The 15,033-nt window shown below is 59.8% G+C and carries 8 protein-coding genes; 4 read left to right on the top strand and 4 right to left on the bottom strand.

What is annotated here, in order from left to right:
- Positions 1 to 93 precede the first annotated feature (93 nt).
- Positions 94 to 915, bottom strand: a complete 822-nt coding sequence (locus MSL71_RS07610) for a crotonase/enoyl-CoA hydratase family protein (RefSeq protein WP_180138382.1) — start codon at positions 913 to 915, stop codon at positions 94 to 96.
- A gap of 467 nt (positions 916 to 1,382) precedes the next feature.
- Between MSL71_RS07610 and MSL71_RS07605 the strand changes: the two genes are divergently transcribed.
- Both MSL71_RS07605 and MSL71_RS07600 read left to right on the top strand, forming a co-directional pair.
- Positions 1,383 to 2,405, top strand: coding sequence for a tRNA dihydrouridine synthase (locus MSL71_RS07605; protein ID WP_180138380.1), 1,023 nt, complete (start codon positions 1,383 to 1,385; stop codon positions 2,403 to 2,405).
- A gap of 308 nt (positions 2,406 to 2,713) precedes the next feature.
- Positions 2,714 to 3,994, top strand: a complete 1,281-nt coding sequence (locus MSL71_RS07600; RefSeq protein ID WP_180138378.1) for an HD domain-containing phosphohydrolase — start codon at positions 2,714 to 2,716, stop codon at positions 3,992 to 3,994.
- Positions 3,995 to 4,495: 501 nt separating this feature from the next.
- On the opposite strand, the gene MSL71_RS07595 is transcribed toward MSL71_RS07600, so the two are convergent.
- The 3 genes from MSL71_RS07595 to MSL71_RS07585 form a co-directional block, all read right to left on the bottom strand.
- Positions 4,496 to 5,791: a (Fe-S)-binding protein gene (locus MSL71_RS07595; RefSeq protein WP_180138376.1), complete on the bottom strand. Its 1,296-nt coding sequence runs from the start codon at positions 5,789 to 5,791 to the stop codon at positions 4,496 to 4,498.
- Positions 5,792 to 5,794: 3 nt separating this feature from the next.
- Complete coding sequence (locus MSL71_RS07590) at positions 5,795 to 7,177, bottom strand: FAD-binding oxidoreductase (RefSeq protein ID WP_180138375.1); 1,383 nt, start codon at positions 7,175 to 7,177, stop codon at positions 5,795 to 5,797.
- Between the two features lie 145 nt (positions 7,178 to 7,322).
- A complete protein-coding gene (locus tag MSL71_RS07585; protein WP_180138374.1) occupies positions 7,323 to 9,017 on the bottom strand; it encodes an L-lactate permease in 1,695 nt (564 codons plus the stop codon).
- A 912-nt stretch (positions 9,018 to 9,929) separates the two neighbouring features.
- Between MSL71_RS07585 and MSL71_RS07580 the strand changes: the two genes are divergently transcribed.
- Both MSL71_RS07580 and MSL71_RS07575 read left to right on the top strand, forming a co-directional pair.
- Positions 9,930 to 13,331 carry an ABC transporter substrate binding protein gene (locus MSL71_RS07580; protein WP_180138373.1) on the top strand — a complete coding sequence of 1,134 codons (3,402 nt, stop codon included), beginning with the start codon at positions 9,930 to 9,932 and terminating at the stop codon, positions 13,329 to 13,331.
- Entirely contained in the window at positions 13,328 to 14,779 is a 1,452-nt protein-coding gene (locus tag MSL71_RS07575) for a sigma-54-dependent transcriptional regulator (protein ID WP_180138372.1), read from the top strand. The genes MSL71_RS07580 and MSL71_RS07575 overlap by 4 nt, the downstream gene beginning before the upstream one ends.
- Positions 14,780 to 15,033 lie beyond the last annotated feature (254 nt).

The raw sequence follows: 15,033 nt of genomic DNA, 5'->3' as shown, positions 1-15,033 counted from the left end.
CCGTACCCAAGCACCGCGGATCACCCGGGCGCTCTTTTTCCAAAAAAAAGGCGCCCGGGGATCATGGGAGAATCAGGGGACTTGCCGTCTGGGCTAGTTGCCCGTAAAAACCGGTTTTCGTTTTTCCGCAAAGGCGGTAAACGCTTCAATCAAATCGTGGGACGGAATGATGTTTGAGCTGATGGAAGCCACGTACTTGAGCCCCTCGGCCACCGTGGATTCGGTGGCGTGGTTGAGGACGTCCTTGGAGGCCTGCACCGCAATGGGCGGGTTGGCCGCGATGGTGTCGGCCATGGCCTGGGCCTCGGCAAACAGGGTGTCAACGTCCTTGTACACCTCATTGACCAGGTTGACATCCAGGGCGCGTTGGGAATCAATGCTCTTGGCCGTGTAGGCCATCTCCCGGGTCACCCCCTGACCCACAATGAAGGGGAGGCGCTGGAGCACGCCAACATCGGCCACAAAGCCGATGGCGGTCTCCTTGAGGCAGAAGGTGGCGTCTTCCGTGCAGAGACGGATGTCGCAGGCGGTGACAAAGTCGAGGCCGGCGCCGATGCAGTGACCGTGAATGGCCGCGATAACAGGCTTGCGGCACTTCTCCATGGCGCTCATGGTCTCCTGGAGGGGATAAATCTTCTTGAGGAGCTTCCACTTGAGCCCCCCTTTCTGCTCGTTCTCCATCAGCTCGGGCATGGCGCCCACCATGCCGATGAGGTCGATGCCCGCGCAGAAGCAATCCCCCTTGCCCGCCACCACGATGGCGCGGATCTCAGGGTCTTCGTCCAGCTCCTTGAACACGGCCGGGGAGTCCATCCAGGCGTCCTGGCTCATGGCGTTCTTCTTGTCCGCCCTGTTAAACCATACCCAGGCCACATGGCCTTTCTTTTCCACCAGATAGTACGTGCTTTCGCTCATCTCTTCCTTACTCCTTCTCTGTCGTTACACCAGAATCATCGCGTATCCATATCATCAGAGTCGTTTCCACTCATGCCAACGAAGGTCGAAGGTATCCCGCAACTATAGTACACTATCTAACCAAGATCAATCGGCATCCACCTTCCCGCCCCCTGCCGAATATGCTATGGTTCGCGAATGCTCCTCCCCCGTACCCCGGGGGATCACATTCCCTTGCGGGCAGTGCCCGTAAAGAAGGTTGACGCGCCCCAACCATGGATGTTGCGCCAGCATCCCGGTGAGATGCGTATGCCGCCAGTGGATCGCCTTGTGAAAAAATGAGGCGCCGAACGAACGTTTTTTAAAACCTGTTTATCAAACCCGACTCATAAAATCGGGCAAAAGTTTGGCCACCGGCAGGGCCGCCGGAGGCATGCGTTGACCATAACCCCAATAAAGAGAGACGTCGCAACACGGCAACACGAGCTATGACCACCATACCTGAAACCATAAAAACCCCCATCACCATCGGGAGCAAAGAGATCCCCAACCGCCTCTTCCTGGCCCCCCTTGCCGGTCTCGGCCACGTGGCCATGCGGCAGATCATCGACGAATTCGGCGGCTGCGGCCTTTTCTTCTCTGAGATGTGCAGCGCCAAGGCCCTGCCAGGAGAAAACAGACTCATCTCCCCCATGTTCCGCTGGCGGGACCAGGAGGCCAAGCGCCTTGTCATGCAGATCGTCGGCGCCGCCCCACAGGAGATGGCCCTTGCCGCCGAGCGCATCGAGAAAGAGGGGCTTTTCGGAGTGGACATCAACTTCGGCTGCTCCGTGGCCGGTATCTGCAAAAAGGAGAGCGGGGCTGCTGTTCTCCGTGACCCCGACCGGGCCGAGGCCATCGTCCGAGAGGTCCGCAACGCCACCTCCCTGCCCCTGTTCGTCAAGTACCGCACGGGCTGGACAGACGACCCTGTCTTTGCCTCGGACATGGCAAAACGCTTTGAAGACGCCGGTGCCGACGCCCTGGTCTTTCACCCCAGGGTCTCGCCGGACCGCCGGAGCCGCCCCCCGAAGTGGCAGCACATAAAGGCCGTAAAGGAGGGCGTCACCATCCCCGTCTTCGGCAACGGCAACGTCTTTACCCCGGCTGATCTTACCCGCATGGTGGACACCACCGGCTGCGACGGTGTCTCCCTGGGACGCATCGCCATTGCCCGGCCCTTTGTCTTTGCCGAGATGCTGGAGGGAAAGAGCTTCGGCCCCGACATCTACCCCCAGGTGGCCCTGCGCTTCCTCGATCTGGTGGAAGAGGCCTTTGACCCGGCCTACGCCGTGCGCCTTTTCAAGAAATTTGTCATCTATTTTTCCGCCAACTTCAAATTCGGCCACCCCGTGTTCAAACAACTCGCCTACGCCGACACCCTGGACGGTCTGCGGGAAAACGTCCGACAAACCTTTGCCGAACCCCTGGACCTGGCCGCCACTCCCAACCTCAACCTCTTTACGGCCTGATCAAAAAGCCTTCAGGCTCCATTCTTTTGATCCGATAAGAAACGTGTCTGATAAAAATGTACCGAATTCAGCTTATGCCTCCGGCGGGTCGCTTTTTGAAAAAAGCTCCGCAAAAACGTTCCGGTTGCATCGTCTTCTGCCGCCCTGCCCCGTTGGGGCTGGGCGGCAGAAGACGATGCCTGTTCGTTACGCTCAAAACAGTCAGGTAATCGGTAACGTTCGGCCGGGCCGCCGGAGGCAATTTTCAGCTAAATAGTTACATAAAAATAAGCCTTTTCTGATTTGATCAGTATGTGGAGCCTTACCCCATGTTGCGTGAAATTAACGTCGACTTAAACAACGTCTTTCTCTCCCTGTCCGATGCCATCGACCTTGCCAACCCGAGCATAGCCTGCCACCAGATGCGCTGTGCCTACATCGTCTGGCAAATGGGAAAAGCCGCCAAACTCTCCAAAGAGCGCATCAAGCGGCTCTACATGGCGGCCCTGCTCCACGACATCGGGGCCATGACCCCCAAGGACAAAATACGGCTCCACACCTTTGAGGAATCGGACATCCTGGCCCACTGCCTAAGGGGTGAGGTCCTCTTCGAATCCGTCCCCCTGCTGGCCCCGGCAGCGCCCCTTATCCGCCACCACCACCGCAACTGGAGCGACTGTGAGGCCCCCATCGGGGACCCGGACGTCCTCGACGCCCAGATCCTCCACCTGGCAGACTGGGTGGAAAGGCTTATTCAACGGGACGCCTTTATCCTCAGCCAGATGGAGGTCATCACCACACAGATCCGCACCATGGAGCACACCGTCTTTCACCCGGACGTCGTGGAGCTCTTCATCCGCACCTCGGACCGAGAGGAGTTCTGGCTGGATCTCTCCTCAACCCGGCTCTACGGGCTTCTCCTTCGAAACGGCCCCTTGCGGTCCATCGAGACCCCCATAGAAGAGATCGGCTCCATTGCCCGGGTCATACAGAAACTCATCGACTTCCGGTCCCCCTTCACCGCCACCCACTCCGCGGGTGTGGCCGAGTGCGCGTCCCTTCTCACCCAGCACTTCGGCTACATGGAGAGCGAGGTCAAACTCATGCGCCTGGCAGGCCACTTCCACGACCTGGGCAAGCTCATCATCCCCAACGCCATCCTGGAAAAACCGGGCAAGCTCACCCGGGAAGAGTTCCAGGTGATGAAACAGCACACCTACTTTACCTACGAGGTGATCCACTCCATCGACCGCCTGGAGCGGGTGGCCGAATGGGCGGCCTTTCACCACGAAAAACTCGACGGCACTGGCTACCCCTTCCGCGTGGGGGCCGAAAAGATCAACACCGGGGCCCGCATCATGGCCGTGGCCGACATCTTCACCGCCCTCACCGAAGACCGTCCCTACCGCACGGGCATGCCCCTGGACAAAGCCCTGGGCATCCTGAAAAACCAGGCGGACAACGGCAAAATCGAACCCCGGGTGGTGAGCCTCTTGGGCGACCACGCCAAAGAGATCTCCCAACAGGTCAAAGCCACCCAACTCGAATCCATGCGCTTCTACACCGAACACTTCACCGACGCCGTCCTCGCCGAGCATCACGTGGCCTAAGTTAAAAAATGCCTCCGGCGGCGAGGTGAGCCACCTCGAAAGCTGGTTGCCCTTGCGCTTTGCCCTTCGTTCCTCAGGGCAAAGCGCAAGGGCGTTCGCTGAGGACTCCGCCCGCCACCAACGTTGAAGGCGATTCGTGCATGCCCCCAAATACCGGCCTAAAGACCCACCCCAAACATCAAAGAAAACAATTACTTACACACCGCATAAAATTAAGTTCTTTCAATCGTGGAGGCAGAGCCTCCGTTGAAAGGGCCCTGATTCAATAAATGGGTCCTTGCATCGGGCTTTCACCACGGGCGAAGCCCGTCAGGGAATGCGATGGGCCTGAGGAACGAAGGCCCGAGAGCATTCCCGAACCTGGGGTGCAGGGGCTCAGCCCCTGCCCGCCGGAGGCGTTTTTCCCAAAGTTTTTGCCCAAACAAAAAACCCCCGCCCTGATCTAAGGGCGGGGGTTTTTTGATTCGGCATCACGCCGATGGAGAGACGCTTTGGTGGGGTTTAAAGTGCGTCGGCGTAGAGTTCGATGACGTGTTTGACGGCCACATGGTCGTGGGCCTGGGAGAGCATGTCCGTCATCTGCATCATGCAGGCCGGGCACCCGGTGGTGACCACGTCGGCGCCGGTGGCGAGGATGTTCTCCCGCTTGCGGCCGCCGATGCGGCTGGAGGTGTCGTAGTGGGCCAGGTTGAAGCTGCCGCCGTTGCCGCAGCAGGTGTCGGCCTCGTTCATCTCCACGAACTCGTAGCCGGGCAGGCCTTTGAGGATGGCCCGGGGCTCCTGGGAGACGCCGATGGACTTTTTCAGGTGGCAGGGATCGTGCCAGGTGACTTTTTGGGTCGCCCCCTTGCCTGCCTGGGCGGCGAGATCCACGTTGAAATGTTTCACGAGGAACTCGCTGATATCCATGGTGCGATTAGCAACCCGCTGGGCCTTTTTCTCCGCTTCAGGAGAGATCTTGGCCGCCATCTTGGGCCAGAGCTTCTTGATGGTGGAGGTACAGGTGGCGCACGGGGTGACCAGCACGTCGTAGTTGCCGCTGGAGAAGGGCTTCAGGTTGTGCTTGAGGAGCTTCAGGAAACTCTCCTCGTCGCCTGAGGCCAGGGTGGGGATCCCGCAGCAGGCCTGGTTCTTGGGCAGGTAGATACCGCATCCGTGGTGTTCCAGCACCTTGATCACGGCGTGGCCCACCTGGGGGAGCATCTTGTCCACCACACAGCCCGGGTAAAAGGCCACGCGGATGTTTGCAGTGCCCTTGCCCGTGTCCATGCCCGAGTAGTCCTTGCGGAAAGGCCGCTTGGCCAGGGGCATGAAGTGGCGGTCCCCGATGAGGGGAGACATGATCTTGGAGCAGGAGGTCCCCAGGAAGGTGTCCGCCTCACTGGTCATGATCCCCTGGAACTTGGAGCCCATGGAGAGAAGCCCGGAAAAAAGCCGTGGATGCACCAGGGTGCCCCTGAAAATGGCCTTTTTCATGGGCGACAGGCCGATGTATCCGGTAAGGATAGCGCGGGCCTTGATAAAGATATCGGTGATCTTTACCCCGCTGGGGCAGTTGGCTTCGCAGGAGCCGCACAGGAGGCATTTTTCCAGACGGTCCTTGACCTCCACGGGGCTGTCGATCATGCGTTTGGCCAGGCTGTCGATGAGGGCCAGCTTGCCCCTGGCCACGTCCCCTTCCAGCATGGAGTCCTTGAACACGGGGCACACCGACTGGCACATCCCGCAGCGCATGCAGGTCACCAGCAGGTCGTCCAGTTCGGCAAGGGTGGTCCGGAGATTGGCGATGTCTTTCATGGCTTAATCTCCTATGACCTTACCGGGGTTCAGGATGCCCTTGGGATCCACCGCCTGTTTGATCTTGTGGAAATAGGTGAGGGACTTCTCGCCCACCTCACGGGCCATGAACCCGGCCTTGGCGATGCCGATGCCGTGCTCTCCGGAGAGGGTGCCCCCCAGCTTGAGGGCCAGATCAAAGATGTCCTCGATGGCGGTCTCCACCTTGTGCCACTCTTTTTCGTTTCGGCGGTCACACAGGATGGTGGGGTGCAGGTTGCCGTCCCCGGCGTGGCCGAAGGTGCCGATGGACAGGCCGTACTTGGCAGCCACCGTGTCCAGGCCGCGCACCATCTCGGGAATCTTGCTCCGGGGCACGGTGGCGTCTTCGAGGACCAGGGTGGGCTTGAGCTTGGCCAGGGCCGACAGGGCCGCCCTTCGGGCTTCCCACACCTTGTTCTTCTCCTCTTCGTCCTTGGCCACCTGGATGCGGGTGGCATTGTGCTTCTTGCAGATCTCCTCCACCTTGGCGGCGTCATCGGCCACCTGTCCGGCGTGGCCGTCCACTTCGATGAGCAGGAGGGCCTGAGCTTCGGTGGGCAGGCCTGCCTTGGCGTAGTCTTCCACGGCACGGATGGTGAAGTTATCCATGAACTCCAGGGTACAGGGGACGATCTTGGCAGCGATGATGGCGGCCACGGACTCTGTGGCATCAGCCACACTGTCGTAGACGGCCATCATGGACTTGGAGGCGCTGGGGGGCGGAACGAGCTTCAAGGTGATCTCATTAAAGATCCCCAGGGTCCCTTCGGAGGCCACCATGAGGCCCCCGACATTGTACCCGGTGACGCACTTCACGGTCTTGGAGCCGGTCTTCACCAGGTTGCCTTCGGCATCGAAAAAATCAATGCCCATGAGGTAGTCTTTGGTGACGCCGTACTTCAGGCCCCGAAGGCCCCCTGCGTTTTCCGCCACGTTGCCCGCCAGGGTGGAGACCTTCTGGCTGCCCGGGTCCGGAGGATAGAAGAGCCCCTTGGCGGCAACGGCCGCTGCAAAGTCCGCGGTGACCACGCCGGGCTGGACAATGGCGTACATGTCCGCTTCGTTGATCTCGATGATCTTGTTCATGGCGTTGGTCAGAATCACCACGCCGTTTTTAAAGGGGATGGTCCCCCCGGAGAGATTGGTTCCGGCACCGCGCACGGTGACGGGGATGCCGTTTTCACCGCACAGGCGGATGGCTGAGCCCAGCTGCTCGCTGGAGTCGGGCCGCAGGACCAGCGCAGGCATCACAGGGTCCAGGACCGCTGCGTCGTATGCGTAGTTCATGCGGGTGACTTCGTCACTCATTACGTTTTTCTCACCCAGCAGGGCCTCGAACTCTTTTTTCAAATTCTCAGAAATCATATAGCCCCCTCCCACAGGTTCCTTATGTTTCTTATGGGTTTTTATCTCACAACTCAGGTCCGGACATGAAAAGGGGGCCCCTGCCGGACCAAGCCTGGTGGGGCCCCCTGGTGTTTTTTATACGTATGGTTTCTGTGCGGCCGGGTTAGAAGACCCCGGGGAACAGAACGTAGCAGAAAACGGTACCGATGGTACCGGCCATGATGCCGTAAAGTACCAGCGGAATCATGGTACGCCGAATGATGGTGCCTTCCATGCCCACCAGACCTACGGTGGCGGAGACCGCAACCACGTTATGGACACAGATCATGTTGCCCATGGCGCCGCCCACGCCCTGGAGGGCGACAATGATCTCACGGCTGGCGCCGATGGTGGTGGCCAGGCCGTACTGGAAGTCGGCAAACAGAAGGTCGGACACGGTACAGGAGCCGGTAATAAAGGATCCCAGGGCACCGACATAGGAGGCAAACATGGGCCATGTCTTACCGGTAATGGACGCCACAGCCTCTGCCATGGTCAAGGGCAGGGAACTGTAACCCATGACGTTGTGACCGGACTGCTTCATGATCTCCACCATGGCCACGGCAAAGAGCATGGCGATGGTGGGGTTTTTCATACGGATGAAGCTCTCTTTCCATGCGCCGATGGCTTTTTCTGCAGGAATTTTGTGGAGAGCGATGGTGATGATGGCCACCAGCATGAAGGGAATGGTACCGGGCAGGTAGAGAAGCTTGGTGGCGAAGTTGACGCTTTCATACCCCAGGATATGGGGGAAGCTGATCACCCATGAGGTGACCCATCCCTTAAAGGGCAGGGAGCTTAAACGGGTAAGCACCAGGATCACGGCAATCAGAACGTACGGCATCCAGGCCATGAGCTGGCTCATGCGGGGCTTGAGATCCGTTTTACCGGGCTCGATTTCACCGACCCAATCCTTATCCCAGGAAGCGCGCTCGCCAAAATCCCAGATCTCTTCCGGCATGAAGAGCCCTTTTTTGGCTGCGGTCACGACAATACCGAGGCTTACGAGGCCACCGATAAGAGAGGGGAATTCAACACCGACCAGGAAGGCGGTGGAGAGGTACACAACGTCGAAGGTCACGGCGGTGAAGAGAGCAAATTTCCAGGCGCCCAGGCCTTCGCTCCATTTCTTGTTCTTGCCGAAATAGCGGGTCAAAAAGCAGATGACGAAGACGAGAAGGAAGCAGGCGATGATGGCGTGGGTGATGGCAGCCCACTGGCCCACATGCTTGAGGAACCCATCAAAGGTGGTGAAACCGGTCTCGACGGCTCCGTCCGCCAGGGCCTGTTCGATGGGGGTTCGAAGGGTTTTAAACCCGAACCAGACCGGGGTACCGACGGCACCAAAGGTCACGGGAACAGAGTTAAAGATCAGACACACACACACCGCCGCAAGGGCGGGGAACCCCAGTCCCAGAAGCAACGGAGCCGCGATGGCTGCCGGCGTACCGAAACCTGCCGCACCTTCGATAAAGGCACCGAAGGTAAAGGCGATGATGATGGTCTGGATTCGACGGTCCCGGGAGATTCCCAGGAACCCGTAACTGATCGTCTCCATGGCCCCGCTCACCTGCATGGTATACAGGATGATGATGGCCCCGAAGACGATGATCAAGACGTTAACGGCACTTCCGAAACCCGCAAGGGTCGACGCCGCAACAAAACCGGCCGGCATCTTCCAGACGGCCATGGCAATCACGGCACAGGCGGCCCAGGCCAAGGGCATCGCCTTGGTGGCAGGCCATTTCATACCAACCATAAAGATCAGTACGATAGCAATGGGAACAAAGGCAATGAGTGCTAATACACCTAACGACATTTCAAATCCCCCTAACTTTAGATTTGAGTGCGATGAACCCTGCATGTGCAAGGTATGTTTGGTACCCACGTTCACCCGCCTACACCATGGGGACGGCCCCGAGCCGTAAGAGAAGGAATGCAGATAAAGCCACAAAACGCTTCCACACCCGAGTTTCAATTTCCGTGCCTACAACCCGCCCTTTTTTGTTTCGCCTTATTCGACGCGACGTTAGCCATGGTCGGGGGTTGAATATCGTCCCGGGCGTGTAACGGTGTTCCCCATAAAAACGCCCGGCCCTTTCCCGAAAAACAAACCGGTCTGACCAATTTCCCGGGATTACGACCCGTGGGCCGGTTCCAAAAAAAGGACTTCCCGCGCCCTGTGCCCCGCCAGCAACCTGCGGGGCTTCCGGCTCCTCCCCTGTGGGACATCCCTGACGAGAAACCGAGATATCGCCTTGTATTCATGGCAGATAGAAGGGCACGCCGCCATGAGGCATCTGCGGGTTCTGTTCGAAAAAGCCACTGATTTCAGGCAGAATCGGCCAGGTCCTTTTTTGCGGACCTTCGGCCCGGGGAGGTTGCGGTGCCCTTTCTCCATGTTGCCAGGTGGTGTAAGGTGATGAGGAACATCCGGTGTTTTCCACCGCACAGGGGCCTCCGGGTTCCCGGGCCCATCCCGGCCGGGGCTGCCAAACCGGTCACAGCACGTCACGGGGAGCCACGACAAGGGGCACTCAAAAGGGGGCAGCTGGCATGGATCTTGAACATTCCGTTCTGTAAGAAGAGGCGAGGGTCAAGGGGTGCGGGGGAATCCCCATGGACGGATGGTACGGTGGGGCGTTTTCCGGCATGCTTTGTCCATAATACGCTGATTTTCCGAAAAAAGGTACCATTGAGAAAACAAGATCCAAAAAGAGAGAGGACGGTCATGATTCGCACGGTTACCCTCTGGCTGGCAGCAGCCGCGGCTCTTTTCCTGACAGCCACACCGGCGTTGGCCGGTAAGACCAATGTGCTGATCCTCAACTCCTATGAAAATGGATACGCCTGGTCCGACAAGATCCTGGAAGGAATCAGGGCCGTCTTCAAGGAGAGCGGCGTGCCCATCGAGTTGCAGGTGGAGTACATGGACTCCAAGCGGTACCGGGGCGAGGCCGTGGAAGAGACCCTGCTGGCCCTGTACCGCCACAAGCTCACCTTTTTCCGCCCCGATATCGTCATCGTCTCGGACAACAACGCCTTCCGGTTCGCCGTCACCCACCGCCAGGCCCTCTTCCCGGAGGTCCCCCTGGTCTTCTGCGGGGTCAACAACTACAGCCCGGAGCTGCTCCAGGGCGAGACGAACATCACCGGCGCGGCGGAATCCGTGGATATCTCCGGAAACATCGACATCGCCCTGAAGCTTCACCCCACCCGCAACCGCATCGTGGTGATCACCGACTCGTCGGCCACGGGGGTGGCAGTGAGCAGTGAGATCCGGGAGATCTATCCCGACGCCGACCGGCAGCTGCACATCGAGTTCATCAACATGGCCAACCGGGACAACCTCTTTCAAACGGTCCGCGGGGCCACCGACGACACCATCTTCTTTTTCATTCCCCAGTACAGCGCAGGGGACGGCACCTTTTACGGTACAGCCGACATCGTTCCCGACCTGGAGAAAAACTCCCGGGCCCCCATCTACAGCTTCTGGAAATTCATGGTGGGCGAGGGGACCATGGGGGGCCGTGTCACCAGCGGTCGCCTCCACGGCGAGACAGCGGCCCACATGGCCCTGGAGATCCTGAGCGGGACCCCGGTCTCGGAGCTTCCTGTCTCCTACGACGCCCAGTACAGCTGGATCTTTGACCATAACCAGCTGAAGAAGTTTTCCATCCCTTTAACCGCCCTGCCGGACGAGGCCGAGATTCTCAACATGCCCCAGCCCTTTTACCGGCTGAACCGGGAGCTCTTCTGGGTGCTGGTGGTGAGTTTTGTCACCCTCACTGTGGTGCTGATCTTCCTGGTCATGAACATCATCATGCGACGCCGGGTGGAGGAGGACTTAAAGGACCAGCTCTCGTTTCTGGAGATCTTCATGGAGACCGTGCCCGTCCCCATCTACGTCAAGGACTTAAACGGTCACTACCAGGGCATGAACCGGGAATTTGAAAAGTGGTTCGGGGTGACACGAGCGGACGTCCTGGGCCACACCGACGCCCTCTTCTACCCCAAGGGAGTCCCCCCCCTTTCCGATGAAAGCGACTCCCACCTCACCGCGGAAAACGACATCCGGGTGTATCATTCCCGCATCTTCAAGCACGGCAGCGACAACCACCACGTGATCCTGCACAAGGCCACCTACCGCAACGCCAAAAACGAAATCTGCGGGCTCGTGGGGGCCATTCTGGACATCAACGACATGAAAAAGGCGCAATGGGACCTGCAGAAAGCCGAGGAGCGGTACCGGAGCATCTTTGAAAACGCCACCAAGGGCATCTTCCTCTCCGATCTCTCCGGGCGGCTCCTGAACATCAACAACGCCTTTGCCCAGATGCTGGGGTACGATGGCCGAAAGGAGGCTCTGGCCCATGTCGACAAGATCGAAAACCACTACGCCACCCAGGAGACCCGGGAAAAGCTCCGGGAGATGATCCGAAAAGGCGACAACATCCAGGGGCTGGAGATCGAGTTCTACACCATCGGCGGCAAAAAACGGTGGGCGTCCCTCAACGCCGGACTGGTGAGGAACAAGCAGGGGGAGCTGGAGCACATCGAAGGCATCGGCGAGGACATCACCCAGAGAAAGCTGGCGGAGATCGCCATGAAAGAGTCCAAGAACAAGCTCCAGATCGTCCTGGACAACATCCCCCAGCTGGTTTACTGGCAGGACCCCTCCCTTACGTACGTGGGGGGCAACCGCTCCTTCAAGCTCTTCTACGACCTGGACCCGGCCCAAGAGGTCAACGTCACCTACACGGACCTCATGGCCGAACCCGAGGACATCCGCACCTCCTGCGAGGTGGATCGCACGGTCATCCGCTCGGCATCCCCGCGCTACCGGATCCGCCGCAACATCAAAAAGCGCAACGGAAAAGAGGTGTGCCTGGAGATCAACAAGATCCCCTTGAGCGACGAAAACGGCCACATTACGGGCATCCTGGGCACGGCCGAGGACATCACCAAAAAGGTGAACCTGGAAAAGCAGCTCGTGCAGTCCCAGAAAATGGAGGCCCTGGGCACCCTCTCCGGGGGCATTGCCCACGACTTCAACAACATCCTGACCTCCATCATCAACTCCACGGAGCTGGCCCTGGAGGACATCGACCCCACGGCCATGGCCGCCGACGACCTCAAGCGGGTCCTCAAGGCCAGCGCCCGGGGCAGCGAGCTGGTCAACCGCATCCTGGCCTTCAGCCGTCCGTCCCGGGAAGAGCACCAGATCGTCAACGTCACCGACGTGGTGGCCGAGGCCCTTTCTCTGTTCCGCTCCACCATTCCGGGGAACATCGAGCTCAATGAGATCAAGAAGTGCTCGGAGTGCATCTGTCTGGCCGCCCCCACCCAGCTCCACCAGATCATCATGAACCTGTGCACCAACTCGTTCCACGCCATGAAGACCGGGGGCGGCACCATCACCGTCTCCGTGGCCCCGGCCGAGGTGGACGACCACCTGGCCGACCTGCTCAGCATCCAGGCCGGGGACTACTGCCGTATCACGGTCTCAGACAACGGCCCGGGCATCCCTTCGGAGCTCATGGACAAGATCTTCGACCCCTTCTTCACCACCAAGGAGAAGGGGGTGGGAACAGGCCTTGGCCTTGCCGTGGTTCATGGTATACTCAAAGGGCACCGCGGGGGCATCCACGTCAGCAGCCTGCCCGGCATCGAAACCACCTTCGACATCTACCTGCCGAGGACGGAGAAACCCGATGCTCCCACAGCCAAGCGCTCTTTCTCCCCTGCCACGGGCAGGGGCACCATCCTCTTCGTGGAGGACGACGAAGAGCAGCGGCAAACCGTGCCCCGGGTTCTGGAACGCCTTGGGTACCAAGTGCTGGTGGCCAATGACGCCACCACGGCCCTTGCCGTCATCACCGCCCAGACCGAGGCCGTGGACCTGGTGATCACCGACTTCGACATGCCCGGCGACAACGGCTTCGTCCTTGCCGCCAAGCTTTGCAACATCGCCCCGGCCTGCCCTGTCATCATCGTCTCGGGCCGCCAGAAAAGCCTCTCCATGGATCGCACGGAAAATGTCCGGAGCGTTCTGATCAAACCCTACAACCGCCAAAGCCTGTCCGAGGCCATCAACACCGCCCTGCATCAGCAGCCCAAGGAGATCCCATGACCACCATCCTCATCATCGACGACGACATCGAGTTCTGCGAAACCATGGAAAGCCTGGTGGGGAGGATGGACCACCGCTGCGTCACGGCCCACACCCTCAAGGCGGGCTCGGACTTTCTTGCAGGAAACGACGTGGACGTGGTGTTCCTCGACGTGCGCCTCCCCGACGGCAACGGGCTCACGGCCCTGCCCCTCATCAAAAAAGCCCCATCCGAGCCCGAGGTGATCATCCTCACGGGCCAGGGGGACCCGGACGGCGCAGAGCTGGCCATCCAGGGCGGGGTGTGGGACTACCTGGTGAAGCCCACCTCCATCAAGCAGACACGCCTGAGCCTCTCCCGGGCCCTAAAGTACCGCCAGGAAAAACAGGCCGAGACCCCGGTGGCCCTGAACCTGGACAACATCATCGGGGTGAGCCCCTCCATGCGCAAATGCTTTGACCTGGTGGCCAAGGCCGCCGTCTCCAACTCCCAGGTGCTCATCACCGGGGAGACGGGCACGGGCAAGGAGCTCTTTGCCCGGACCATCCACGAAAACAGCGCCCGGGCAGGGCACAACTTTGTCATCGTGGACTGCGCCTCCCTCACCGAGACCCTCTTGGAGAGCACCCTCTTCGGACACCGCAAAGGGGCCTTCACCGGAGCGGACGCCGACCGCACCGGCCTGGTGAAGGTGGCCGACGGCGGCACCCTCTTCCTGGACGAGGTGGGGGACATGCCCCTGTCCATCCAGCGCTCCTTTTTGCGGGTGCTCCAGGAAAAACGGTTCCGGCCCGTGGGCCAGACCCAGGAGGTGACCAGCAACTTCCGCCTCATCGCCGCCACCAACCGCAACCTGGAAGAGATGGTGGAAAAGGGCCAGTTCCGAAGGGACCTCCTCTTCCGCCTCTGGGCCGTTCACCTGGAGCTGCCCCCCTTGAGAAGCCGCAAAGGGGACATCAAGCGCCTGGCCATGTTCTTTGTGGACCACCTCTGCGAAGAGTACGGGGTCCCCAACAAGGGCTTTGACGCCGAGTTCTTCGAGACCCTCTCCGCCTACGACTGGCCCGGCAACGTGCGGGAACTCTTCAATGTCCTGGAGATGGCCTTCATCACCTCGGGGCGCACCACCACCCTGTATGCCATGGACCTTCCCAGCAACATCCGCATCAAGGTGGCCAAGGCCACCCTCACCCGGGACTCGGCGAGCACCCCGGAGGCCGCCCCCGGGGACACCAACCCGCCCGTAAGCCGGATCCTGTCGGAAACCGAAGCCCAGGTGAGCCGCCATTTCGGGAACCGCATCCCGGAGATCAAGGAGTTTAAGGGTATCATGGAGGAGCAGTACCTACGGGAGCTCATCCGCCACACCGGGGGAAACGCCAAAAAAATCATGCAGATTTCGGGGCTCTCCAAGTCCCATTTTTACACCCTTCTTAAAAAGAAGGAGATCTCCATCTCCTCGGATTAAGCCCCCGTGGCAGGGCTGAGCACCGCGGCTGTCAGGGTACCTTCGCCCCTGAACAGGTGCTTTCAAAGGCGTTGAGCCTCTGCGGCCCAGGACGGAGTGCCTTTTTTTCGGGCCGAAAGGGGCAATACCCTAGCCAGGAGAGAAACCACTGTTTCCCTTTCGGACGGAGTTCTGAATTTCGGACTTTCGGTCCTATTTTTCATAAGATGCGGCGGAAAGGGCCCCGGTTTTTCTGGTACGCCGGAAGCGCCATA

Source organism: Desulfoluna butyratoxydans, from assembly GCF_900699765.1.
GTDB lineage: Bacteria > Desulfobacterota > Desulfobacteria > Desulfobacterales > Desulfolunaceae > Desulfoluna > Desulfoluna butyratoxydans.
Note: the sequence above shows the minus strand (reverse complement) of the source record. Positions and strands in the feature narration are given on the sequence as shown.

What these genes read in the sequence shown, in the direction of transcription:
- MSL71_RS07605 (WP_180138380.1), top strand. Translation starts at nt 1,383, where the DNA reads ATGACCACCATACCTGAAACCATAAAAACCCCCATCACCATCGGGAGC.
- MSL71_RS07590 (WP_180138375.1), bottom strand. Translation starts at nt 7,177, where the DNA reads ATGATTTCTGAGAATTTGAAAAAAGAGTTCGAGGCCCTGCTGGGTGAG.
- MSL71_RS07600 (WP_180138378.1), top strand. Translation starts at nt 2,714, where the DNA reads ATGTTGCGTGAAATTAACGTCGACTTAAACAACGTCTTTCTCTCCCTG.
- MSL71_RS07580 (WP_180138373.1), top strand. Translation starts at nt 9,930, where the DNA reads ATGATTCGCACGGTTACCCTCTGGCTGGCAGCAGCCGCGGCTCTTTTC.
- MSL71_RS07575 (WP_180138372.1), top strand. Translation starts at nt 13,328, where the DNA reads ATGACCACCATCCTCATCATCGACGACGACATCGAGTTCTGCGAAACC.
- MSL71_RS07595 (WP_180138376.1), bottom strand. Translation starts at nt 5,791, where the DNA reads ATGAAAGACATCGCCAATCTCCGGACCACCCTTGCCGAACTGGACGAC.
- MSL71_RS07585 (WP_180138374.1), bottom strand. Translation starts at nt 9,017, where the DNA reads ATGTCGTTAGGTGTATTAGCACTCATTGCCTTTGTTCCCATTGCTATC.
- MSL71_RS07610 (WP_180138382.1), bottom strand. Translation starts at nt 915, where the DNA reads ATGAGCGAAAGCACGTACTATCTGGTGGAAAAGAAAGGCCATGTGGCC.